We start from the raw sequence: 20,593 nt of genomic DNA, 5'->3' as shown, positions 1-20,593 counted from the left end.
GCGACCGATCATCGGCGGTGCTACTCAGGCATCGGGAATACGGCGTAGGGTAAGCCGCTGCACCTCGTTCCCGAGAGCGATTGAGCTCTACTCCGTAGGGAGCGTCTGACGCTACGCCAGTTCAAGGTCGCATAACGCACCCGATTTCGCGCGATGCTCGTTCGGCCGACGACATTCTGGAGTGACCGTATGGACCTGACCGGCATCGTGACTGCCATCGCCGACGAGATTGACGTAAGGGCGCTGGAGATCGAGGGCTCGGCCGACGCGAAAAACCCCGACGCGGAGCCGGGCGGCTTTGGCATGGCGATCGTGCCCGTCGACGGCCCCGTCGTTCAAGTGGGTGCGATCGACACCTTCCCGATCCAGAGCATCTCGAAGGTGCTAGCGCTCAACCTTGCTCTATGCGAGTGGGGGGATGCCGTATTCGAGCGGGTGGGACGCGAGCCGTCCGGCGATCCCTTTAACTCGATCGTGGATCTAGAGCGAACGGGCGGCCTACCGCGCAACCCCTTCATCAACGCCGGTGCGCTTGTCATCGCCGATATGCTGGTAGAGCAAAGCGGCGGCCCCGACTCGGTGGTCGACTTCGTCGCCGAGCAACTCGACGGCAATACTGTCCCGCTCGATGACGATGTGTTGCACGAAGGCGGCGACCTCAATCGGGCAATGCTCAGCTTCATGCGCCACCACGGCAACGTCCGCTCGGACAGCGAGTCGGTAATGGACGCCTATGTGCGGCAGTGCGCGATTATGGTCGACTGCGAAGGACTGGCGAGGGCCGGTCACTTCTTAGCTCATACTCGGCTCGCCGGAAAGGACGACGCCGGTCAGGTTGAGGCGAAACGCATGCGCACGGTTCTCGCGCTGATGATGACCTGCGGGCACTACGACGGCTCGGGCGACTTCGCGGTGCGGGTGGGGCTGCCGGCCAAGAGCGGCGTAGGCGGCGGCATTTTGGCGGTCGCTCCCGAGGTTGCATCCATTGCCGTATGGTCGCCAAATCTAGACCAGCACGGCAACTCGATACTTGGAATTCGCGCGCTCGAGATGCTGGCGGCGCGCACCGGTTGGTCGGTGTTTGGACCGCCGCTCAGCTCAAATGGCCGACCTTCCTAGCGCTAGAAGTTGACGCCCATCGCCCTGAACGAACGTCCGAAGCTGGGTACGCGAGCATCGATCCCCTAGTGACCGAAATCCGGTCGTCACCCCGGCGATGCGGGGGCTGTGACCACAATGGTGGCGGGGCCATCGACGTAAGCGAATGGGGCGCCTAAACGGTCTTCATAGCCAGCCGGGGTGCAGGATTATAGTGACAGGGTCCGCCAAGATACGACTTGCGACCGTCTCGGCGCCGGGCGCAATGCCACCGGTGATCTGGTTAGCTATCACAATCATTCTCACGATCGTCGACGCCTTTGGCGTCGCTACGGCGTTCGGATTAATGCTCGCGCTGGTTTTTTGGGGCGCACTGGTCGGCGTAAACATGCTCGGCTGGTCCGCTTGGCGACGATCACTGCCGGGGAAGCGTGACAGCGCCGGCCGTACGGCGCTTGGGGCCCTCGTCCTTAATTTGCTGCTCCCGATCGAGGTGTTGCTGCTCTATCGCCTGATGGGGCGGGGAGACGCCTCAGTTGATTGGAAACCGTTCGCTTATGGTCTGCTGGTGACGGGCTTCGTCATGGTCCTGCTCCGCGCCACGCGCGCGCGGTATACGCCGGCCGGGCAGGACGACGAGGTGGCCGACACTGCTCGCTCGCCAGCGATGCCGGCAACGAGTTTCGGCATTCTCGCCCGCGCCGGCATTGATCCGGCCGACCTCCTCTCGGTTCGTGCCGAAGATCATTACTGCCGCCTCGCGGTACGCGGTGGGGGGACGCTGCTGGTCCATTATCGCTTCCGCGATGCGGTCGGCGATCTTGCCGACGTGCTAGGTGCTCAGGTCCACCGCGGGGCATGGGTCGCCGATCGCGCCGTCACGGGCAGCGAGCGCACCGGGCGGCGCTGGTCGCTGCAGCTCGTCGACGGGTCGCGCGTGCCGGTCAGCGAGACCAGCATTGCACTGTGTCGTGCGCGTGGCTGGCTGGAGCGCGGTGGACTGGCGTAACTCCAGACCGGTTTCGCGAAATTTGTATCTATCCGGCGCAATCACACCTTACCGAACCGCGATCCGCCGACCATCACCGCTCCCGTATTGGGGAAAGGGGACGGGCGATGGGTGGGATATCGACAATCGGTGCGGCGCATGTTTCGATGGGAAGCGTGGCGCTGGTCAGCGCCGCCGCCGTGTTGATGTTGGCCAAGGGGACAGCGCGGCACGGGCGCGTTGACAGAGTCTATGCCGCCGCGAACCTCGCGATCAATGGCACCGCTCTTTCGATGTACGACCTTACAGGGCGACCCAACGTCTTTCACGTCATCGCGCTCGCCAATCTCGCTACGCTGGCGATGGGACTGCTGGCGCTACGTCCGTGGCGTCTAACGCATGAACCCGGCGACCTCGTCACCCATCAGCGACGGATGGCGATGAGCTATGTCGGCGTGTGGATGGCCTTCGTCACCGAACTGCTGGTCAATCTTATGATGGGCGTCAGCCGAATGAGCGACCCGCGCAGCCACTGGCCATTGATGATCGCGCTGAACCTCGCGCTCTTCGTCGCCGGTGGCTGGCTGGTGCTGACGCGCCTGACCGTTACGACGGTGCGGGCATGACGCCGGGGTCATCCGCCGGTCTGCGCCTGCCGCCCGCCGACATCGTCGCGCTGACGGCACTGGCATGGGTCGCAGCGGCCGCGCTGCACGAGGGCGTGGGGCATGGCCTCGCCTGCACCGCGTTGGGGGGGCATCCGTCGAACTGGAGCACCTTCCACTTCGGCTGCGACCCACAAGCCATGTCGCTGTGGGGCCGGCGGATCGTCGCGGGAGCGGGAACCGCGGTCAACGTCATCCTCGCCGCGCTTGGCTGGCTCGTCTGGCGAGGGAGCGGTGTGCTGAGGGGCCGGCTTGCAGGTTGGATCGTGTTCGCGCTCAACGGATTGACCACCTTCGGCTATCTCGTCTTCTCCGCAGTCTTCGGGATCGGCGATTGGAACGGGCGCGGAGTGATGACCGGGGTGGCCGATCCTGTTCTTGCGCGTGTCGCGCCTGCAGTTATTGGCATCGCCGGTTACTATGCCGTTGTTCGCCTCGCCGCAGGAATGCTGTCGCCCATGCTCAACGGTGCAGATGTCGCTGCGCAGGCACGGCGGTATGCAGTCATCGCGTGGATGACGACAGGGGTGATCTCGCTAGCCGCTGCGCTCGCTGCGGGCAGCGACTGGCGCTCTACGATCGGCGCGTCGATCGGGGTCGCACTCGGCGGTAATGCCGGCCTGTTGAGCATGGGTCGGTTCATTAAGCCAACGGCTGCCGCATCGACAACCACCCTTCCGCCGAATTGGCTGCTGCGCGTGGTTGCCATCCTCGGGACGGTAGCGTTTGTCGCGATCCTGGGGCCGGGGATCGCCTTGTAGAGCAACGGACCAGAGACTTCGCCGATTGGTCGCGGAACTGCCTGCGGCACTGCCTCCCCCTTGGACATGGATTAGTGTCTGGAGTTGAGAAGCGGAGGAGGGCACTCGAATGGCCGGAAATGGGTCGGACCTGTCATCGTCGGAGCCGTTTCCATCCCAGCCAGATGCCGCTTATCGAGGTGATCGTGCCGATGACGGAAGCCAGCCAGATCAGTACGTCCCAAACCGGTCGGTGCAGAGTGAGCGCGGTGAGATCCCATTTGTGGAGGAGATCAAATGCCCAACGATATGCTCGCTGCCGCGCATCGACGCTCTTCAGAATTTCGCCGGTAGCGGGATCGATGTAAAACCAGGTCTGTGCCGGATCAGCGAGACGCAGCCGCAACACCGGCAGTCGTGGCAGGGTCGCGACCGCATACCAATATGCATCGGGCGCCGTCAGGCGATCAACGGTAAGCGATGGCGTAGGTCCAGCTAGTCGACGAGCCCCAGCGATGATGGCTTGTCCGGTCGGGCGCGATGGCGTGAGCGTTACGGCACCCAATGCCAATCGTCGGCCATCGCGATAGGAGAGCACCACGAGCGGCGTCCCGGCGTTGTCGATAAGTTGGGCTGTTACCGCGCCGGCCCCGACGGCACGCAGCCGGTCGAGCGATACGACCGGCATCTGATCGGAGGCTTTATAGACACGCATCGCTGCCTCGTCCGGTTCCGTCCCAGCGAACAGATGGCCGGGGTCGACCGATAGCCACCCGCTGAATATCCACGCGATCAGGAAGACGCCACTCACCATCCCCGCGACATGATGCCAGAGCATCCAGCCGTTGTAGGGCGTCATGCGTCCGCCCTTGAAGCGGCGTGCGCCGACACGGGTGCGCAGAATGCCAATCCATATCCCCGCGACGGCTGCGGCGATGCAGGGGCCGGATACCCACAGCACGACCTGACGCCAGGCCGTTTGATCCTGCCGCAGCACCGTCGGATAAAGCCAGTGCGGCACCGAACCTATCCAGTTCCAGAAACGCTCGCGGCGTGTCGTTGCCTGCACTACGGCGCCCGTGCTCGAGGACACATAGACCTCCGTTCCGTACGCGTCCGCGAGCGCGACCTTCCAGAGCGGTCGATGTCGATCAAAGCCGCCGGCGACTGTCCACTGATCGCGAGTGAGTCGTTCGACGTGCTTCATCGGCGCGTTTCCGAAGCGACCGGCAACCCGACTGGCGTAACGAACATCGACCAGTCGCAAGACGGCACCGCGATGCGCCGAGACCGTGGTGTGCGTCCCGTTCCATCCCGTCACGCGCCAGACAGGCATGCCGTCGCGCATGTCGAGCAGCAGCTCCTGCGGCACTCGCCCTCGCTCAAGCGGGGGCGGGACGTCTACCGCCGCCCAGTCGATCGCCTCGCCCCCAGCCAGCCTTTCGGCTGGCGAGAGGGAGGGATAGGGCACGTAGAGCATCACCAGCCCGGACAGGAACCACATGGCGAAGAACAGGCAGCTGGCGATGCCGATCCAGCGATGCACGAGGTAGAGCCAGCGCCGGGCAATCTTGCCAGGTGCCGGCCACCTGCCGGCGTTAAAAGATCGCACGAAGCGAGACGTCGACCGAGCGGGGACGGCCAAGCACCCATTGCTGGTTGTTGTACGTGCTGATCGCATAGTCCCGGTCGACCAGGTTATAGGCGTGGATATCGACCGCGAGGTGCGGCGTCACCGCATAGGACAGCGTGGCATCGAGCGTGGTGTAGCCGGGAACGCGGAAGCGGTTGGCGTTGTCCGAATAGCGGCGCCCGACGTGGCGCAGCCCGGCGCGCGCCTGCAGCGCGCGCGTGGCATTCCAGCGCAGCCAGAGATTGGCGAGCGTCTCGGGTACATCCGGCGGGGTATTGCCATCGAAGCGCGTGCCGCCCGAGAGGAAATCGTCGAACGTCGCGTCGAGCACGCTGCCGTTGGCATCGATGCCGATTCCGTAAGGCAGATCGAGCGACACCGCGGCCTCGATGCCCTTGGCCGATCGCTGGCCGACCTGCTCGATCGGGCTCGATGGGGTCAGTTGCGCCAGCAGGCGTTTCTTGACGATGCGGTAGGAGGCCAGCGTTGCGGTGCCGCGGCCGTCAAGGAACACAGCCTTGGCGCCGACTTCGACCTGGTCGCCCACCGCGTTGCTGAACTGCACCTGCCCGGTCGAATAGGTCGTCAGCGTCCCCAGCGGGTCCACGCCGGTGGCATATTGCGCATAGAGCGAAACGGTCGAGGTCGGTTGGTAGACGCTTCCCACCCGCCAGGTCGCATTGTGCAGATGCTTGGCGAGCGCGAATGTCTCGGTAGCGACGCCTCCCGGATAGTCGATCGACCAGCGGCGTATCGTGTCCCGCTCGTAGCGCAGGCCGGCGACGATCGAGACGTGCCTGCCGAGCGTCAGCCGATCCTCGGCAAAGACGGCATATTCGTTGGTCCGCGTGCGATAGCGCGGCGCGATGCCCTGTGTGTCGATGATGCGGCCGGGATCGAAAGCCGAGGGATCGACCTCCGAAATCTGCGGGGCCGAACCGAAATTGTGCGAATAGGTCAGCTTGATGAGGTTGACGTCGAAACCCACGACAAGCGCGTTGCCGATGCCCTCGGCGATGCCCGTCCTGAGCGTCACGCTGCCCTGATCGCCCCACTGCGTCTGGTCGTGGACGATCCCGGTCATGTCGGTGCGCAGGATGCGACCGGGGGTGCCGACGTTGCCGCTGCCGTTGGGGCAGGCGCCGTCCGCGGCGATCCAGCAATAGCTCTCGAGGTTGAGCCACGAGCGTCTGGACGTCAGGCGATAGGCCTGGTTGCTGACGGTGAGCGCATCGTTCGCCGTCCAGTCGACCTGCAGACTGGTACGGTTGTCGCGGTAGCGGATGACGCCGTCGCGTGTGTTGTAGTTCCGTTCCCGGATGCCGTCGTCGAGCCGGCCGTCGATCAGCGGCGTGCCGAAATAGCGCATCGGCTTTTGGTCGCCGTAGTCGTCGCGCGCGGTGACGACGAGCGTGTCGGTCGGCGCCCAGCGCAACGTACCCGACACGGCATAGCTGCGCGACCGGCCGCGATCGACATAGCCGTCCGATCGGCGATAGCTGCCATCGATCCGATAGGAGAGGCGCTCGGTGGCGGGTCCGCCAGCGCCCGCTGCGACATGGAAGCTGTCCTGCGAGCCGTAGCCGATCTCGCCTTCCACCTGGGTCCGCTGCGTATCGGGTTTGCGCATCAGGACATTGACCGCACCGCCAAGCGCGCCCTGGCCGTACAGCACGGAGGCCGGACCGCTCAGGATGTCGATGCGCTCGACCATCCACGGTTCGGTCGGAAAGGTGATCGTGCCGGCGGCCGGAAACAGCCGTACGCCGTCGATGAGCCGCAACACCGATCCCTGACCGCTGAAGCCACGCGCGGCGAGCGCGGTGCCGCCATTGCCGGGATTACCGGCGTTGCTGACTCCGGGTGCCCGGCTTTCCGCATCGACCACGGACATGTCGCCACGCGCGCGGATCGTCGCGCCGTCGATGACCGTGATCGTTGCCGGGGTTTCGAGCGGCGTGAGGCCCAGGCGGCTCGCGGTGGTATTCGGTTCGGTTAGCGTGTCACGGCTATTCTGCCCGACGACCAGGATGTCCTCGTCGCCGGCGGTGACCGTGGACTGAGCGTCGAGCGGACCTGCGAAGACGGGCGACATCAAAGCGCCCGCGAACGCGAGGCGGGATGACAGGAACGGCATTACGATAATCCCCGGGCGTCGAGCGAACCCGGCAGGGACCTTCCGCGAACGGCCGACATTCGCGCCGGCCGGACGCCATCGCGACCGGCACGCATGCCCGTGCGGTCCCCACCGCACACGTCGTCGCTCGACGGAGTACCGTGCCGCGGCCACCCCCTGGGCCAGGCAAGAGCGACCAGACGCCGGCAGGTCTCCTGGCTCACGGGTCATCACACGATGCACGGCCTTCCCAGGCCCGCTGACTTACGTCCGGCCCAGTGGCTGCCCCTTCCGTGCAGGAAGAAGCGATATGCATCGCGCTCGCCGCTTACAGTTGCAGGGACAGCCTCGGATTCAGGCAGCGAACCACCTTCACCGCGTTCCCTATTAAGCCCCTCTCGGGGCACCGACGCGATCATGCCGGCCCGCTCGCATGGAACAGGTCGACGATGACTGTGTATATCGGCGGAAACCGTCGTGCAACCGGACGACGCTACGATCGCAAAGGTCCAGACGGAGAGACGGCCCCCTTTATGAATGTCGGAAGTTCGGGAGCCACCGAAGGGGGCGGGAATGACCGCGCTTGGGTCTACCCGGTAACAGTGCCACTTTTCGGATTCTCTGGTCGTTCGAGTCTAGATCGCAGTGTCATCGAAAAGCACCAACTTCTTGCAGTAAGACGACAGCTATCTGAAGGCGAGCGCCTACAGGCATCCGGGCAGCAGTTGCCCAGTGTTCACCTTGATTGACGGTCCGATCAGCCCTGTTACCCTCCACCTTGCGGCTTTCAGGAACGAGGACGCATCGCTGGGAGATCATCGCATCATGTTTCGTTGCCAGATGGTTAGTCGCAAGACGCTACTGTCCGCGATCGCCTTGTGCGCCACCGTCGCAACGGCCCAAGTTCCGCTCGCCACCGTCAGGGCGGCTGAACCTGCGCCAAAGGCAAGCAGCGTCGTTCTAATCAAGCCTTACGCGACGGTGACGCCGAAGGAGGGGAGCCTGAACGACTTCAGGCTCAAGGCACTCGCCAGCGTCGATGCGGAAGACCCGCTGGCGGGTGACCCCAATCTGCAGACCCTCAGCCTGTTTGGACGCGAGGACCTGATTGCCGCGACCAGCGACGACTATCAACCGACCACCTGTGCTCCAGCAATGGGCGCCGGGGACGCGAGAGACGAGATAGTGAAGCAAGCCCGCAAGACGTCGCTGGTCATTATCAACGAAAGCCACGAACGTTCCGAGCACCGCGGCTTCACAACGGAGTTGCTTGCTCCCTTGCGTGCCGAGGGTTATTCCGCGCTGGCGATCGAAGCGCTTTCCAACCCGGAACCGGGCACTCCGCCAGAATACTATCCCTCCTTCATGCGTAAGACGAGCCCGGCACAACTCGAAGATGAAGATGGCTATTATCTCGGCGAAGCAGAGTTCGGCCGCTTGGGACGGACGGCGAAGCGACTGGATTACAGTCTCGTTCCCTACGAAGCTCCGCATAATGATCAGGACGCCAAGATGTCCCCGTCGGAGAGCATCGCCCGGCGTGAAGAGGCGCAGGCGACCGCTCTCGCCGCCTGGATCGGTGCCCATCCAGGCGTCAAGATGATCGTCCATGTCGGGTATCACCACGCGACGGAAGTACCTACAGCCAAGGGCGACCGCTGGATGGCGACGCGCCTCAAAGCCAAGACCGGGATCGATCCGCTCACCATCTCTCAGACGACCTGCCGCGGTGGCGGCAAGGTTCGCCGGCTTGCCGTGCTCCCGGCCGACGAACCCGCCGGCACGTTCGACCTCGTCATCGATCACCCTTCCGCCCGCTTCGCTCGCGGCCGCCCCGTCTGGCGGATCGCGGCGGGCGACATGCTGGTCAGCATTCCTGCAGAACTCTACCCGAAGAAAGGCTGGCGCGTGATCGAAGCCCGGCCCGAGGACGAACAAACCACCGCCGTGCCGATGGACCGGGTAGCGATCCGCCCCGGCGAGGACATTGCCCTCATGCTGCCGCCGGGCCGCTACCGATTACGGGCCATCGATGTCCAGCAAGAGGCCAAAAGAGAAACCCTGTCCGGCGCGAAGGATAAGGTGACACCGTAGCGGTGGGCTTCTGTTCGCGCCCACGTCCTGACGTTCGAAGCCATAACATCAGTTATCAGAAGCGGTCAGACCGGGGAGACGAACGAGCGGCCGAAGGTAGGAAGCCGAAAACTGTTCGAGAATTTCCGTAACTGGGTCGTCTCTCGGAATGTGATTCATGCCATCTTGTCGATCAAGCCTGCACCCCGGTCTCGTGCGTGCGGGGGTAGCCGGATTTCGATACGGCTGGGTTGTTGTTCGCCGATGCCGATCTGTCCGCCGTGAAGCAGGATCACCTGTCGGGCGAAGCTGAGGCCGATGCCGGTGCCTGTGCGCTTGGTCGTGAAGAAGGGGAGGAAGACGTCGTGGCGCAAATGCGCGGGCACGCCCGGTCCCCCGTCCGACACGCTGAGCGTGATCTCGCCGTCGGACCCAAGCGCGGCGGTGACGCGGATGGCGACACCGTCACCGGCCGGGGCCGCTTCGGCGGCGTTCTTTAGGAGGTTGAGGAAGACCTGGGTGAGGAGTGCCGCGTCGCCGTCGATCGCAGGCATCTCGGGCGCGACCGAGATGTCAACGCGCGCGGTCTCACCGTGCGGCGTCGCGCGGAATAAGTGGATGACGCGGCCAAGCCATTCGTCCACCACGATGGGGGTACGGACGAGCGTTGGCGCCTCGCTGAACCCCTTGTAGCTCTCGACGAATTGCTCGAGCTCGGCGGCGCGACGGGCGAGCGCGGCGACGGCGAGCCGCGCGTCGGCTATCCCCGGGGCGAGGTCGGGTGCCACGCCCGCAATCAGCCGATCGGCGGTGGCGGCGAGCGACACGACCGGAGTCAGCGAATTCATGATCTCGTGCGTCAGCACGCGAACGAGGTCGACCTGCGCGTCAAGCTCGGCGCGGTCGAGCTCGGGCTGGACGACGCGGACGGCGACGATCCGGCGGCGAATGCCGCCCGCCTCCATCAGCGTCGCGTCGAGCGATACCCGCTGCGGCATGCCGCCGCCCGCGAGCACCGACAGCCGGCTGCTCCCCGGCGCAACGGCGGCAAGATCGGCGAGGAAGGCGGGGCCGGACGGCGCCAGCGCGGCGAGCGGCACGTCGCCGCTCCGACGGAATAGTCGTCGTGCCGCCTGGTTGGCGAGCGTGACGCGATCGTCTTCGCCGAGCACCAGCAGCGCGACGGGTGCGCCGTCGGCCAACGACTCGGCAAAGCGCGTCGACGCGGCGCTCGCCGCGCGCTCGTCGCGGAGCCGTGCCAGCGCGCGCTCGTAGGCAATGCCGACCCGGTCGAAATGCGAGCCGCGCCGCGGGCGCAGGAACGACTGGGTCAGGTCGCCGCGCGCGAGAGCGCCGACGAAGCGGGCAAGGTCGGCGTTGCCCTGGTCGACCAGCTGCCACAGCGAGACGAGCGCTGCCACCGCGGCGAGTCCGGCGAGGAGCGCCGCGACGGGCGCGCGGCCCCAGACGGCGAGCAACGCCGTCAGCACGACGGCCGCGGACAGCGCAGCGGTGCGCCACACCAGCCGGGTCGCGAAGCGGCGCCTAGAGGTCATGGTCAGAGGCCATGCTTTTCCATGCGGCGGTAGAGCGCGCCGCGCGACAGGCCGAGCTCCGCCGCGGCGGTCGAGATGTTGAAGGCGTGTTTCTTGAGCGCCTGCTCGATCAATTGGCGCTCGGCGCGGTCGAGGTTGAGGTCGTCGGCCGCGGGGACCACGATCGGCTCGGCCGCCGCCGGCATCGTGTTGGGGGCGGTGCGACCGAGCGGGAAGTCGGCGAGCGCGTAGGCGCTGCCCTCCGCCAGGATGACGGCGCGCTCCGCGGCGTGGCGCAGCGCACGGACGTTGCCCGGCCAGTCGTGCGCGGCCAGCGCGGCGAGCACGTCGGTAGGCAGCGCACGCTCGGGCTTGCCGTATCGCCGGGCATAGTCCGCGAGGAAGGTCGCGAGGAGGATGGGCACGTCCTCGTGCCGCTCGCGCAGCGGCGGCAGCTCGATCTCAACGGTGTTGAGTCGGAAGAGGAGATCGGGACGAAAGCGGCGGTCGTCGGCGAGGTCGGCATTGGTCGCCGAGACGACGCGCACGTCGATGTCGACCGCGCGGTTGGCGCCGACCGGCGTGACGCGGCGCTGCTCGAGCGCGGACAGGAGCTTGGGCTGGAGATGGAGCGGCAGGTTACCGATCTCGTCGAGGAACAAGGTGCCGCCGTTCGCCGCCTGCAAGCGCCCCATCCGGTCGGTGCGCGCGTCGGTGAAGGCGCCCTTGACGTGGCCGAACAGCTCCGAATCGAACAGCGTCTCCGACACGGCGCCCAGGTCGACGGTGACGAGGTCGCGGTCGGCGCGGCGCGACAGCCGGTGGATCTCGCGCGCAACCAGTTCCTTGCCGGTCCCGTTCTCGCCCAGGATCAGGATGTTCGCCTCGGTCGGCGCCGCCTTTTCGATCAGCGAGTGGACGCGCGCCATGGCGGCCGAAGTGCCGAGGAGCGGCGACGTTCCTGCCGTCGTCGGCGCCGCCTCGCCGTCGTTCCGCCGCGATCGACCGAGCGAAGCGGCATTGCGGACGGTCGCGAGGAGCCGATCGTTGTTCCATGGCTTGGACACGAAGTCGGTGGCGCCGTGCTTCATCGCCGCGACCGCGACCGCGACGCTGCCGTGCGCGGTGATCATGACGATCGCCGTGGCGGGGTCGACCGTCTGCATCTCGGCGAGCCAGCGGAACCCCTCCGCTCCGTCGGTCGCGCCGCGGGCGTAGTTGGCGTCGAGCAGCACGACGTCGGCGTGGCGCCGCCGCAGCGCCGCGACCGCATCGGCCGGACTGGTCATCGTCGCGACCTCGGCGAACAATGGCGCCAGGAGGAGGCGGGCGGAGAGCAGGATGTCCTCGTCATCGTCGACGACGAGGCAGAGATCGTAGCGGGAAGCGTTCATCGGCGCAGCTGTGGTCATGTCGCGCCAACAATCAAGATGCGTGCCAGTGGCCAGTTCCGGACAGCGATTGTGCGGAACCGGACGCGCCAGCGTGACCGCCGCCCGGGTAGGATCAAGGAAGGTACGAGTTGTCGGTGCTTCGGCAAGGTTGGCACGCTCCATGCTCTATGGTCACCGTCGACCGCCAACGTCGACGGAAAGGATCATCGCATGACCACGTTCCGCAACCGCATCGTCTTCGCCTGCCTCAGCCTCGCGGGCACTGCCGGCTTGGTGTCGTTCTCCGACCCCTCATCGGCCGCCTCGATCGGCGAGGCGCGCCAGGCCACGGTCGTCACCGCCGACCTCAATCTCGCCGCCGCCGCCGGGCGGGCGACCTTCGATCGTCGCGTCGCCGCCGCCGCCGACCAGGTCTGCAGCCAGCCGACCCGCACGATCGAGAGCAACGAGACGGCCTGCCGCCACGACGTACTGGCGCAGGCACGCCGCGACGCCGGGATCGCCGATGTCGAGAGCAACTGAGCGGGGCGGGCGTCGTCCGGAACCGGACAGCGTCCGTCCATATCCGGACACCGGCATGGATCATCGGCCTTGATCGTCTCCTCTCCCTCCGCTCCGGCGAGCGGTGCCGACATGGACCGCCGCGTCGAGCGACGCCGCGGCCTCGGTCGCCGACAGAAGCTCGTCGGCGGCGGCATGCTCCTCGTCCTCGCGCTCGCCGCGCTGTGGTGGCTGCTGCCGTCGGCGAATTCGACCGACGTGGCCACCGCCGACGTCGAGACCGGCGCCGTTGCCCGCGTGCCGTTCGACGACATCGTTCCCGTCCGCGCCACCGTCGCACCGAGCGTCTCGACCTTCGTCGGCGTGATCTCTGGTGGCCAAGTCGAGCGGCTGCTGGTCCAGGACGGCGCGGCGGTGGTCGCCGGGCAGCCGCTGGCGACGCTTGCCAACCCGCAGCTGAAGCTCGACATCCTGACCCGCGAGGCGGCGATCGCGTCGCAGCTCGGCACCGTGTCGGGAGAGGACCTGAGCCTCGAGCGCGGCGCGCGCGACCGCGATACGCAGGTAGCAGGCGCCGACTACGACCTCATCAAGGCGCGCCGCGACCTGCAGATCCGCCAGCAGCTCCACGATCAGGGCTTCGTCTCCGACGCCGGACTCAAAAGCTACCAGGAGGAGGCGATTTATCAGCAGAAGCGATCCGCGCAACTCCACGCCGCCGAAGGCGCCGAACGCGGCATCTCGCGTCTCCAGGCCGGCCGCCTCGCCGAGACGCGCGCGCGGCTGTCGAGCAACCTTGCCGCGGTCCGCGACAGCCTAGACGCGCTGACGCTGCGCGCGCCCGCGACGGGGCGGCTGACAAATTTCACCATCCAGCCCGGTCAGGCCCTGAAGCCTGGCGATCCGGCAGGGCAGGTCGACAGCGAGGGTCAGTGGAAGCTCGTCGCCGATGTCGACCAATATTTCCTCGGCCGTGTCGCGGTGGGTCAGCCGGCGAGTGCGGAAGGCGGACTGAAGCTTTTCGTCATCAAGGTGCTGCCCGCCGTTACCGACGGCCGCTTCCGCGTCGAGCTCGGCTTCCGCGGTATCCCACCCGCCGGGCTCAATCGCGGCCAGGCGCTCGACGCCAGGATCACGCTCGGCGCGGCGCGGCCGGCGATCGTCGCCCCCGTTGGCGGCTGGCTCGACAGCGATGGCGGCGCAGCGGCCTACGTCCTCGACGACGGCGGCCGCCGCGCTGTCCGTCGCCCGATCAGGATCGGCCGTCGCAACGCCGAGCAGGTCGAGATCCTGTCCGGCCTCGCGCCCGCCGAGCGCATCGTCACCTCCGACACCAGCGGCTTCAACAAGTCCGCCTCGATCAACCTCAAGTGAAAGCAACGCCGATGATCACCTTGCAAGGCATCCAGCGCCGCTACGTCTCCGACGAGGTCGAGACCACCGCGCTCGCCGACATCAACCTGGAGGTCGCCGCCGGCGAGTTCGTCGCGATCATGGGGCCGTCGGGCTGCGGCAAGTCGACGTTGCTCAACACGCTCGGCACCGTCGATCGGCCGACCGGTGGCCGCTACCTGTTCGACGGCCGCGACCTCGCGGTAGAGGACGAGAAGGCACTGGCGCAGTTCCGCGCCCGCACGCTCGGCTTCGTGTTCCAGAGCTTCAACCTGATCGACGAGCTGACGATCGCCGAGAACGTCGAGCTCGGCCTTGCCTACCGTACTGACGGGAAGGGAGATCGGCGCGGCCGAATCGAGGCGGCGATGGACCGCGTCGGCATCTCGCACCGCGCGCGCCACTATCCCCACCAATTGTCGGGCGGCCAGCAGCAGCGCGCCGCGATCGCCCGCGCGATCGTCGGCGACCCCAAGCTGATCCTCGCCGACGAGCCGACCGGCAATCTCGACACCGAGAACGGCGCGCAGGTGATGGGCATTCTGGAGAGCCTCAACCAGGCCGGCGCCACGGTCGTCATGGTCACCCACAGCCCCGCCCACGCCGACATGGTCGGCCGGCGCATCGACATGCTCGACGGCCGCGTCGTCGCCTCCGTCGCCCGCCAGATCTGAACAGGAACTCCCATGCGCAAGATCGTCCTCGCCCCGCTCGTCCTCGTCCCCATGCTGCTCGCCGCCGCCGATCCGGGGGAGCGCCGCTTCGCTGCCTCGGGCTTCGACGCGGTGACGCTCTCGAGCGGCGACCGCGTGATCGTCACTGCCGGCGCCGCCGCCTCGGTCGTCGCCACCGGCGATCCCGCGGCCATCGCCGCGCTCCGCGTAGAGACGCGGGGGAACACGCTCCACGTAGGGCGGCTGCCGGGCTCCTGGCACGATCGTGGTGCAACGGTCACCGTGACGCTGCCGCGCCTCGTCTCGGTGACGCTCGACGGCTCCGGGTCGATCCGCGCGACAGCCGCGGTCGGCCCGCGCTTCGCCGCCGAGGAGAATGGCTCGGGTGACATCGTCGTCGAAGGGCTCCGCGCCACCGAAGCGAGGCTGTCGCTCGCCGGATCGGGATCGGTCACCGCGTCGGGCAGCACGCCGCAGCTGTGGATCGGCGCGTCGGGTTCCGGCTCGGTCGATACCACGCGCGTCGCCGCGGGCGACCTCGACGTCGACGCGTCCGGCTCGTCGTCGATCCGCGCCCGCGCGTCGCGCCACGCGACGATCGACGCCTCGGGCAGCGGCTCTGTGCGCGTCGAGGGCACGGCCGACTGCCGCGTGTCGAAGAGCGGCAGCGGCTCGGTCCGCTGCAGTCCGCGGTCGTAATCGGGAGCGCCTACCCATGAACCGCTTCGCCTTCGTCAGCTTCTGGCGCTCGCTCGTCCGCCACAAGCTCTACGCCGCGCTTAACATCGGCGGCCTCGCGCTCGGTATCGCCGTCTTTCTCGTGCTTGGTCTCTACGTGCGCTTCGAGACCAGCTTCGAGACGTGGCTGCCCGACTATCAGCACGTCTACCTGATCGAGTCGAAAACCGGCGACACGCTGGAGAACGTGCGCGGCCGCCAGTCGACGCCGGTCGCCGCCTGGTCGGCGATTGCCGCCGACCTGCCCGGCTCGGTCGGCACGCGCGTGCTCGGCCGCAACGCCACTGTGGTCAGGAACGGCGTCGGCGTCAGCGAGCGGCTGGCGCTGGTCGACCCAGCCGTGTTCGACGTACTGCGCCTCCACACGGTCGAGGGTGCCCTGCCGGTCCCCTTCCGCGACCCGAGCTCGGTCGTCATCACCCAGCGCACTGCGACCAAATACTTCGGCTCGCCGTCGCCGATCGGGGCGATGCTCCCCGTGACGATCGGCACCGAGCGCCACGCCTACCGCGTCATCGCGGTAATCGACGACCTGCCGGCGAACACGGCACTGCGCTTCGACCTGCTGGCGCCGCTGGTGCTGCCCGCCGACCGGACGAAGCCGGATAACGCCGAATTCTTCCAGTGGAACTATGGCGGCCCGCTCACCCTCGTGCGGCTGCCCGACGCGGCGGCGGCCGAGCGGTTCAACGGCGCCATGAAGGCCGTCACTGACCGGCATGTCACCAACGAGACGCCCGACAGCGACAACTTCACGCTGTCGATGTGGGCGAAGCCCTTCGCCGAGACCCGCTTCGAGACTCCGGGCGCGACGCTGATGGTCGCCACGCTCGGCATCATCGGGCTGCTGACGCTCGTCATCGCCGTGGTCAACTACGTCAACCTGGCGACCGCGCGGGCGGGTCTGCGCGCGCGCGAGGTGGCGATGCGCAAGGTGCTGGGCGCCGATCGCGCGACGCTGATGCGGCACTTCCTGGGAGAAGCGGTCGCGACCGCCCTGATCGCGGCGGTGATCGGCCTCGGCCTAGCCGAGTTGGGCGTGCCGCTCATCAACGCCGCGACGGGTCTGACGCTGTCGATCGACTACGTCGGCTGGAACGGCGTGCTGCTGCCGCTCCTCGTTCTCGCATTGGTTGTCGGCGTCGTCGCCGGCCTCTACCCGGCGGTGATTCTGGCGCGGGTGCCTGCGGCGGCGGTGCTCGCTGCGTCGCGCTCGCCCGGCGGCGGCAAGGCTGGTTCGCGCATCCGCGAGGGGCTGGTCGTGTTCCAGTTCACCATCACCATCGCGCTGATCGTCGGGACGATGGTCCTGGCCGCGCAGACGCGCCATGTCCGGAGCGCCGATGTCGGCTACGACCGGCAGCAACTGCTGCTCGTACGCTCGTTCGGCAGGGACGGCCTCGATGCCGGTCAGCGTACAAGCCTGCTCCATCGTTTCGCCGCGCTTCCCGGCACGCGCGCGGTCGGCGCCGGCGAGTCGGTGCCAGGTCGGGGCCTCTTCGTCTCGACCACCAACTTCGCGATTCCCGGCATTCCAGGGAACGGCGTCTCCGCCGAACGCTACCACGTCATGCCCGGCTATTTCGACGTGCTGGGCGCCCGGTTGCTCGCCGGTCGGCTCTTCGACCCGGCGCGACCCGCCGATGTCGATCCGGCGTCGTACATCTTCGACCCGTCCGTCGACACAAGGATCGCGGCGATCGTCATCAACCGCAGCGCGGCGCGCGCTTTCCACTTCGCTTCGCCGCAGTCCGCGATCGGCAAGACGATCGGCGGCGACACGCCGCGCACGATCATCGGCGTCGTCGAGGACATGCGCGTCGACTCCCCCCGCGAGCCGGTCTCGCCGACCGTCTACGTCTTCCAACTGAAGCCGGTGGAATCGGGCGTCGCGATCGTCCGCTTCGACGGTGACGCCAAGGCGATGCTGGAGGCGGCGCGCACCGCGTGGCGCGCGGAGGCGCCGGCGGTGCCGTTCGACGCGCGCACGGTGATCCAGTCGCTCGACCTGCTCTACAAGTCGGACGACCAGATGGCGAACCTGTTCGGGATCGGATCGGTCCTCGCGGTGGCGATCGGCTGCGTGGGTCTGTGGGGGCTCGCCTCGTTCACCACGTCACGGCGGGTGCGCGAGATCGGGATCAGGAAGACGCTGGGCGCGTCGTCAATCGACGTGGTGAGATTGCTCGTCGGCCAGTTCCTCAAACCCGTGCTGATTGCCAACCTGTTCGCCTGGCCGCTCGCCTGGTTCGCGATGCGGACGTGGCTCGCGGGCTTCGACGACCGGATCGCACTGTCGCCGCTCTACTTCCTGGGCGCGACGCTGCTCGCGACGATCATCGCGGTGGCGACCGTGCTCGGTCAGTCGGTCCGCGCCTCGCGCGCCACCCCCGCCTGGGCCCTGCGCCATGACTAGGGCCTGGCTGTTCGCCGCCGCCTCCCTCGTCGCGGCGACGCCGGCGGCGGCGGAGACGCTGGCGGAGGCGGTGCGCGCGACGATCGCGGGCAATCCGACGCTGGCGGGTGCCGCCGCCCGCCAGGAGGCGCTAGCCGAAACGCCCGAGCAGGCGCGCTCGCTCGGCCGGCTGACCGCCACGGCGGACGCCAGCCTGGGCTACGATCGCTTCGACTACGGCCGCGGCGGCACCGGCTCGGCCGCAGCGACGCTGCCGATCTGGACCGGCGGTCGCGTGCGGAGCGCGGTGCGCGCGACCAGCGCCGACGTGCGCGCGGGCGAGGAGGGTTTGCGCGATACGCTGGCGCTGGTCCTATCCGATGTCGTCGAGGCTTATGCCGACCTGCTGCTTCAGCAGCAGGCGCTCGCCATCGCCCGGGCGCAGATCAAGCTGCTCGACGATCAGGTCGCCGAGGCGAACGCGCGCTTCCGCCTCGGCACCGGCACACTGACCGACGTCGCGCGGCTCGAGGCGCAGGCCGACTCGGCCCGTTCGACGCAGGCGTCCGCCGAAGCATCGCGCGAGGCGGCGGCGGCCCGCTACCGCGCGGTGGTGGGCCGTGACGCGGGTGATCTGGCGATGCCGGCCGCCGATCTCCTGCATCTTCCCGCCTCGCGCGACGAGGCGCGTACCGCCGCCCTCGCACGCAACCCGCTATACCGACAGGCAGTCGCCGCGCGCGAGGCGGCCGACGCCCGGATCGGCGTGGCGCGGGCGAACGGCGCGCCCAGCGTCGACCTCGTCGGTGGCTATTCCTATGGGCTCGGCTCACGGCTCGGATTCGGCGACGGCTATGCCCGGAGCGCGGCGGCCGGCGTGTCGTTGCGCGTGCCGCTCCTCACCGGCGGGCTCGTTGCCTCGCAGGTCCGTCAAGCGCGGGCGAGCGCGCGCGCCGCCAGCTACGACGTCGACGCCTCCGGCCGCGACGTGACGCGCGATGTCGACACCGCCTGGGCGAACCTCGCCGCCGCCCGCGCGCGCGTCACTGCGGACGCCTCCGCGGTCACCGCCGCCGAAAAGGCGCTTGCCGGCATCAAGGCCGAATACGCCTACGGCCTGCGCAACACACTCGACATCGTCATCGCCGACCAGAGCCTCCGCGCCGCCCAGCTGTCGCTCGCCGCCAGTCGCAGCGATCTGCTGGTGTACGAGGCGACACTGCTACGCGCGGCGGGCTCACTCGACGCGAACGCCTTTGCTGGATAGCGAGGCGTCGGCTTACCGACGATCAGTGCACGGACAATTGGATCGATGCCGCTCAATCGATCATCGCGCTCGTTTCGGGCGCTTGACGTAGCGGTCGGGCCAGTCTCCTCTTGAACGAACGTCTGGTCCCGGGAAGCGCATCGGCGCTTCTTGATGACCGTTTTTGGGTCTTGGTAGCCCTCTCGAAACGCGTTTTGCAGAACGCCTCACGTTCTCCAAACTTCGTCTATGCAATGCAGGTTCAAGAAGGAGCAATTGGAACGAGTTTTGAGAAAGCGGTCACGAGGAGGGGCGTCAACGGGGTCCACAATAGCTGCTTTCCTACCGTGGGTTCCTTTTCGGGAATGCTCTGGCGCTACGGGAAGCCGCGTCACGCGTTAGAAGATTTTTTCAGCGGATGCAGGTAGCTCTGCGTTACAGACAGCCTCTTCTGCCGGACACCGACGCCGGCGCGACGGCTTTCAACAGCAATCGCCGGCGATGCCTCGTCCAGTTGGCTGCGTCACCCCAGCGTCCGATGAATGCGCGGTATCGACGATACCGCGGCAAACCGTTATCCGGCGATGGTGAAGACCGAACCGGAATCGACTCTGATGCCGGCGCCATTGATGAAACTCGCCCGCTCGGAGCACAGGAAAGCGACCGCTGCGGCAACCTCTTCGGCCCGCCCGCGCCGCTTGAGCACCATGCCCGGCCGCTCCTCTTCGAGAAAGCTCGCGATCGCCTCATCGAAGCTCTCGCCGCGTTCCTCCGCCCGTTTGCGCATCATCGTGTCCGTCATTGGTGTCGCGATGAACGCGGGCGAAACGGTGTTAACCAGTACGTTGTCGCCGCCATAGGCCTTGGACAGCCCCTTCGCGAGGGCGAGGATACCTGCCTTGGATGCGCAATAGGCCAATTCGTCGATGTAGGGCTGGACCGCATCTTCGGAGGCGAACAAGACGATCCGGCCCCAGCCATTCTCACGCATTGCCGGAATGGCTTCCCGGCACATCCGAACCGCGCCCATCAAATTGATGTCGAGCGTATTCTGCCAGCCGGCATCGTCGACATCGAGGAAGTCGCCCGTCGCTCCCGTCACGCCTGCGGCGTTGACGTAGATGTCCGGGTTGCCGAGCCTGTCGCGCACCTGCGCCCAGATCGACCGCACGTCGTCGAGGCTGGTCACGTCGCCCTTGACTGCGATGACCTCGCCGAGTGGGGCGAGGTCCGCGATCGCCTCGTCCAGCGTACCATCGGGCCGATCGGTGATCGCAACGCGGACCCCCGCCTCGAGCAGCAGGCGTGCGGTTTCCCGGCCCATGCCGGAATCCGCGCCACTGATAAGCGCGATACGGTTCTTGATACCCAAATCCATGATGAACTCCTCAATGCCTGGATGCGA

General features: G+C 67.3%; 16 protein-coding genes and 1 riboswitch. Of the genes, 11 read left to right on the top strand and 5 right to left on the bottom strand.

Going from position 1 to position 20,593, the window contains the following annotated elements; genetic code table 11:
- Nucleotides 1-189 precede the first annotated feature (189 nt).
- The 4 genes from glsA to AC07UH_RS15540 all read left to right on the top strand — a co-directional run bounded on the left by glsA (nucleotide 190) and on the right by AC07UH_RS15540 (nucleotide 3,512).
- Nucleotides 190-1,119, top strand: coding sequence for a glutaminase A (gene glsA / locus AC07UH_RS15555; RefSeq protein ID WP_495180957.1), 930 nt, complete (start codon nucleotides 190-192; stop codon nucleotides 1,117-1,119).
- A gap of 244 nt (nucleotides 1,120-1,363) precedes the next feature.
- Nucleotides 1,364-2,107 carry a LytTR family transcriptional regulator DNA-binding domain-containing protein gene (locus tag AC07UH_RS15550; protein WP_495180956.1) on the top strand — a complete coding sequence of 248 codons (744 nt, stop codon included), beginning with the start codon at nucleotides 1,364-1,366 and terminating at the stop codon, nucleotides 2,105-2,107.
- A gap of 155 nt (nucleotides 2,108-2,262) precedes the next feature.
- Nucleotides 2,263-2,712 (top strand): DUF2306 domain-containing protein, encoded by a 450-nt coding sequence (locus AC07UH_RS15545; protein WP_495180955.1) that lies wholly within the window; start codon nucleotides 2,263-2,265, stop codon nucleotides 2,710-2,712.
- The gene (locus tag AC07UH_RS15540) at nucleotides 2,709-3,512 is read left to right on the top strand and encodes a hypothetical protein (RefSeq protein WP_495180954.1); all 804 of its coding nucleotides are present in this window, start codon (nucleotides 2,709-2,711) and stop codon (nucleotides 3,510-3,512) included. The genes AC07UH_RS15545 and AC07UH_RS15540 overlap by 4 nt, the downstream gene beginning before the upstream one ends.
- 133 nt (nucleotides 3,513-3,645) lie before the next feature.
- Here AC07UH_RS15540 and AC07UH_RS15535 read toward each other — a convergent pair whose 3' ends face one another.
- Together AC07UH_RS15535 and AC07UH_RS15530 are read right to left on the bottom strand one after the other, a co-directional pair.
- Nucleotides 3,646-5,037 carry a PepSY domain-containing protein gene (locus AC07UH_RS15535; RefSeq protein WP_495180953.1) on the bottom strand — a complete coding sequence of 464 codons (1,392 nt, stop codon included), beginning with the start codon at nucleotides 5,035-5,037 and terminating at the stop codon, nucleotides 3,646-3,648.
- 52 nt (nucleotides 5,038-5,089) lie between these two features.
- Nucleotides 5,090-7,219 carry a TonB-dependent receptor gene (locus AC07UH_RS15530; protein WP_495180952.1) on the bottom strand — a complete coding sequence of 710 codons (2,130 nt, stop codon included), beginning with the start codon at nucleotides 7,217-7,219 and terminating at the stop codon, nucleotides 5,090-5,092.
- Nucleotides 7,220-7,428: 209 nt separating this feature from the next.
- Nucleotides 7,429-7,664, bottom strand: a riboswitch (cobalamin riboswitch).
- 308 nt (nucleotides 7,665-7,972) lie between these two features.
- Here AC07UH_RS15530 and AC07UH_RS15525 point away from each other — a divergent pair.
- Nucleotides 7,973-9,334, top strand: a complete 1,362-nt coding sequence (locus AC07UH_RS15525; RefSeq protein WP_495180951.1) for a hypothetical protein — start codon at nucleotides 7,973-7,975, stop codon at nucleotides 9,332-9,334.
- A 155-nt stretch (nucleotides 9,335-9,489) separates the two neighbouring features.
- Here the strand turns inward: AC07UH_RS15525 and AC07UH_RS15520 are convergent, their stop codons facing one another.
- Together AC07UH_RS15520 and AC07UH_RS15515 are read right to left on the bottom strand one after the other, a co-directional pair.
- The gene (locus AC07UH_RS15520) at nucleotides 9,490-10,869 is read right to left on the bottom strand and encodes a sensor histidine kinase (protein WP_495180950.1); all 1,380 of its coding nucleotides are present in this window, start codon (nucleotides 10,867-10,869) and stop codon (nucleotides 9,490-9,492) included.
- Between the two features lie 2 nt (nucleotides 10,870-10,871).
- Entirely contained in the window at nucleotides 10,872-12,242 is a 1,371-nt protein-coding gene (locus AC07UH_RS15515; protein WP_495180949.1) for a sigma-54-dependent transcriptional regulator, read from the bottom strand.
- 210 nt (nucleotides 12,243-12,452) lie between these two features.
- On the opposite strand from AC07UH_RS15515, the gene AC07UH_RS15510 reads away from it, so the two are divergent.
- The 6 genes from AC07UH_RS15510 (at nucleotide 12,453) to AC07UH_RS15485 (ending at nucleotide 19,209) form a co-directional block, all read left to right on the top strand.
- Entirely contained in the window at nucleotides 12,453-12,764 is a 312-nt protein-coding gene (locus tag AC07UH_RS15510; RefSeq protein WP_495180948.1) for a UrcA family protein, read from the top strand.
- 111 nt (nucleotides 12,765-12,875) lie between these two features.
- Nucleotides 12,876-14,117, top strand: coding sequence for an efflux RND transporter periplasmic adaptor subunit (locus AC07UH_RS15505; RefSeq protein WP_495193954.1), 1,242 nt, complete (start codon nucleotides 12,876-12,878; stop codon nucleotides 14,115-14,117).
- Between the two features lie 11 nt (nucleotides 14,118-14,128).
- Nucleotides 14,129-14,809, top strand: coding sequence for an ABC transporter ATP-binding protein (locus AC07UH_RS15500; RefSeq protein WP_495180946.1), 681 nt, complete (start codon nucleotides 14,129-14,131; stop codon nucleotides 14,807-14,809).
- Nucleotides 14,810-14,821: 12 nt separating this feature from the next.
- On the top strand, nucleotides 14,822-15,508 hold the full coding sequence (locus tag AC07UH_RS15495; RefSeq protein ID WP_495180945.1) for a head GIN domain-containing protein: 687 nt from the start codon (nucleotides 14,822-14,824) through the stop codon (nucleotides 15,506-15,508).
- A 16-nt stretch (nucleotides 15,509-15,524) separates the two neighbouring features.
- Nucleotides 15,525-17,963: an FtsX-like permease family protein gene (locus tag AC07UH_RS15490; protein WP_495180944.1), complete on the top strand. Its 2,439-nt coding sequence runs from the start codon at nucleotides 15,525-15,527 to the stop codon at nucleotides 17,961-17,963.
- Nucleotides 17,956-19,209: a TolC family outer membrane protein gene (locus AC07UH_RS15485; RefSeq protein WP_495180943.1), complete on the top strand. Its 1,254-nt coding sequence runs from the start codon at nucleotides 17,956-17,958 to the stop codon at nucleotides 19,207-19,209. The genes AC07UH_RS15490 and AC07UH_RS15485 overlap by 8 nt, the downstream gene beginning before the upstream one ends.
- A gap of 553 nt (nucleotides 19,210-19,762) precedes the next feature.
- Here AC07UH_RS15485 and AC07UH_RS15480 read toward each other — a convergent pair.
- A complete protein-coding gene (locus AC07UH_RS15480) occupies nucleotides 19,763-20,566 on the bottom strand; it encodes an SDR family NAD(P)-dependent oxidoreductase (RefSeq protein WP_495181169.1) in 804 nt (267 codons plus the stop codon).
- Between the last annotated feature and the right edge of the window lie 27 nt (nucleotides 20,567-20,593).

This window comes from Sphingomonas sp. GW821-FHT04B01 (assembly GCF_059420425.1).
The sequence above is the reverse complement of the archived record's forward strand: the minus strand, read 5'-3'. Positions and strand labels throughout refer to the sequence as shown.

What these genes read in the sequence shown, in the direction of transcription:
- AC07UH_RS15515 (WP_495180949.1), bottom strand. Translation starts at nt 12,242, where the DNA reads ATGAACGCTTCCCGCTACGATCTCTGCCTCGTCGTCGACGATGACGAG.
- AC07UH_RS15485 (WP_495180943.1), top strand. Translation starts at nt 17,956, where the DNA reads ATGACTAGGGCCTGGCTGTTCGCCGCCGCCTCCCTCGTCGCGGCGACG.
- AC07UH_RS15530 (WP_495180952.1), bottom strand. Translation starts at nt 7,219, where the DNA reads ATGTCGCCCGTCTTCGCAGGTCCGCTCGACGCTCAGTCCACGGTCACC.
- AC07UH_RS15510 (WP_495180948.1), top strand. Translation starts at nt 12,453, where the DNA reads ATGACCACGTTCCGCAACCGCATCGTCTTCGCCTGCCTCAGCCTCGCG.
- AC07UH_RS15520 (WP_495180950.1), bottom strand. Translation starts at nt 10,869, where the DNA reads ATGACCTCTAGGCGCCGCTTCGCGACCCGGCTGGTGTGGCGCACCGCT.
- AC07UH_RS15480 (WP_495181169.1), bottom strand. Translation starts at nt 20,566, where the DNA reads ATGGATTTGGGTATCAAGAACCGTATCGCGCTTATCAGTGGCGCGGAT.
- glsA (WP_495180957.1), top strand. Translation starts at nt 190, where the DNA reads ATGGACCTGACCGGCATCGTGACTGCCATCGCCGACGAGATTGACGTA.
- AC07UH_RS15550 (WP_495180956.1), top strand. Translation starts at nt 1,364, where the DNA reads ATGCCACCGGTGATCTGGTTAGCTATCACAATCATTCTCACGATCGTC.
- AC07UH_RS15495 (WP_495180945.1), top strand. Translation starts at nt 14,822, where the DNA reads ATGCGCAAGATCGTCCTCGCCCCGCTCGTCCTCGTCCCCATGCTGCTC.
- AC07UH_RS15490 (WP_495180944.1), top strand. Translation starts at nt 15,525, where the DNA reads ATGAACCGCTTCGCCTTCGTCAGCTTCTGGCGCTCGCTCGTCCGCCAC.
- AC07UH_RS15500 (WP_495180946.1), top strand. Translation starts at nt 14,129, where the DNA reads ATGATCACCTTGCAAGGCATCCAGCGCCGCTACGTCTCCGACGAGGTC.
- AC07UH_RS15540 (WP_495180954.1), top strand. Translation starts at nt 2,709, where the DNA reads ATGACGCCGGGGTCATCCGCCGGTCTGCGCCTGCCGCCCGCCGACATC.
- AC07UH_RS15505 (WP_495193954.1), top strand. Translation starts at nt 12,876, where the DNA reads ATGGACCGCCGCGTCGAGCGACGCCGCGGCCTCGGTCGCCGACAGAAG.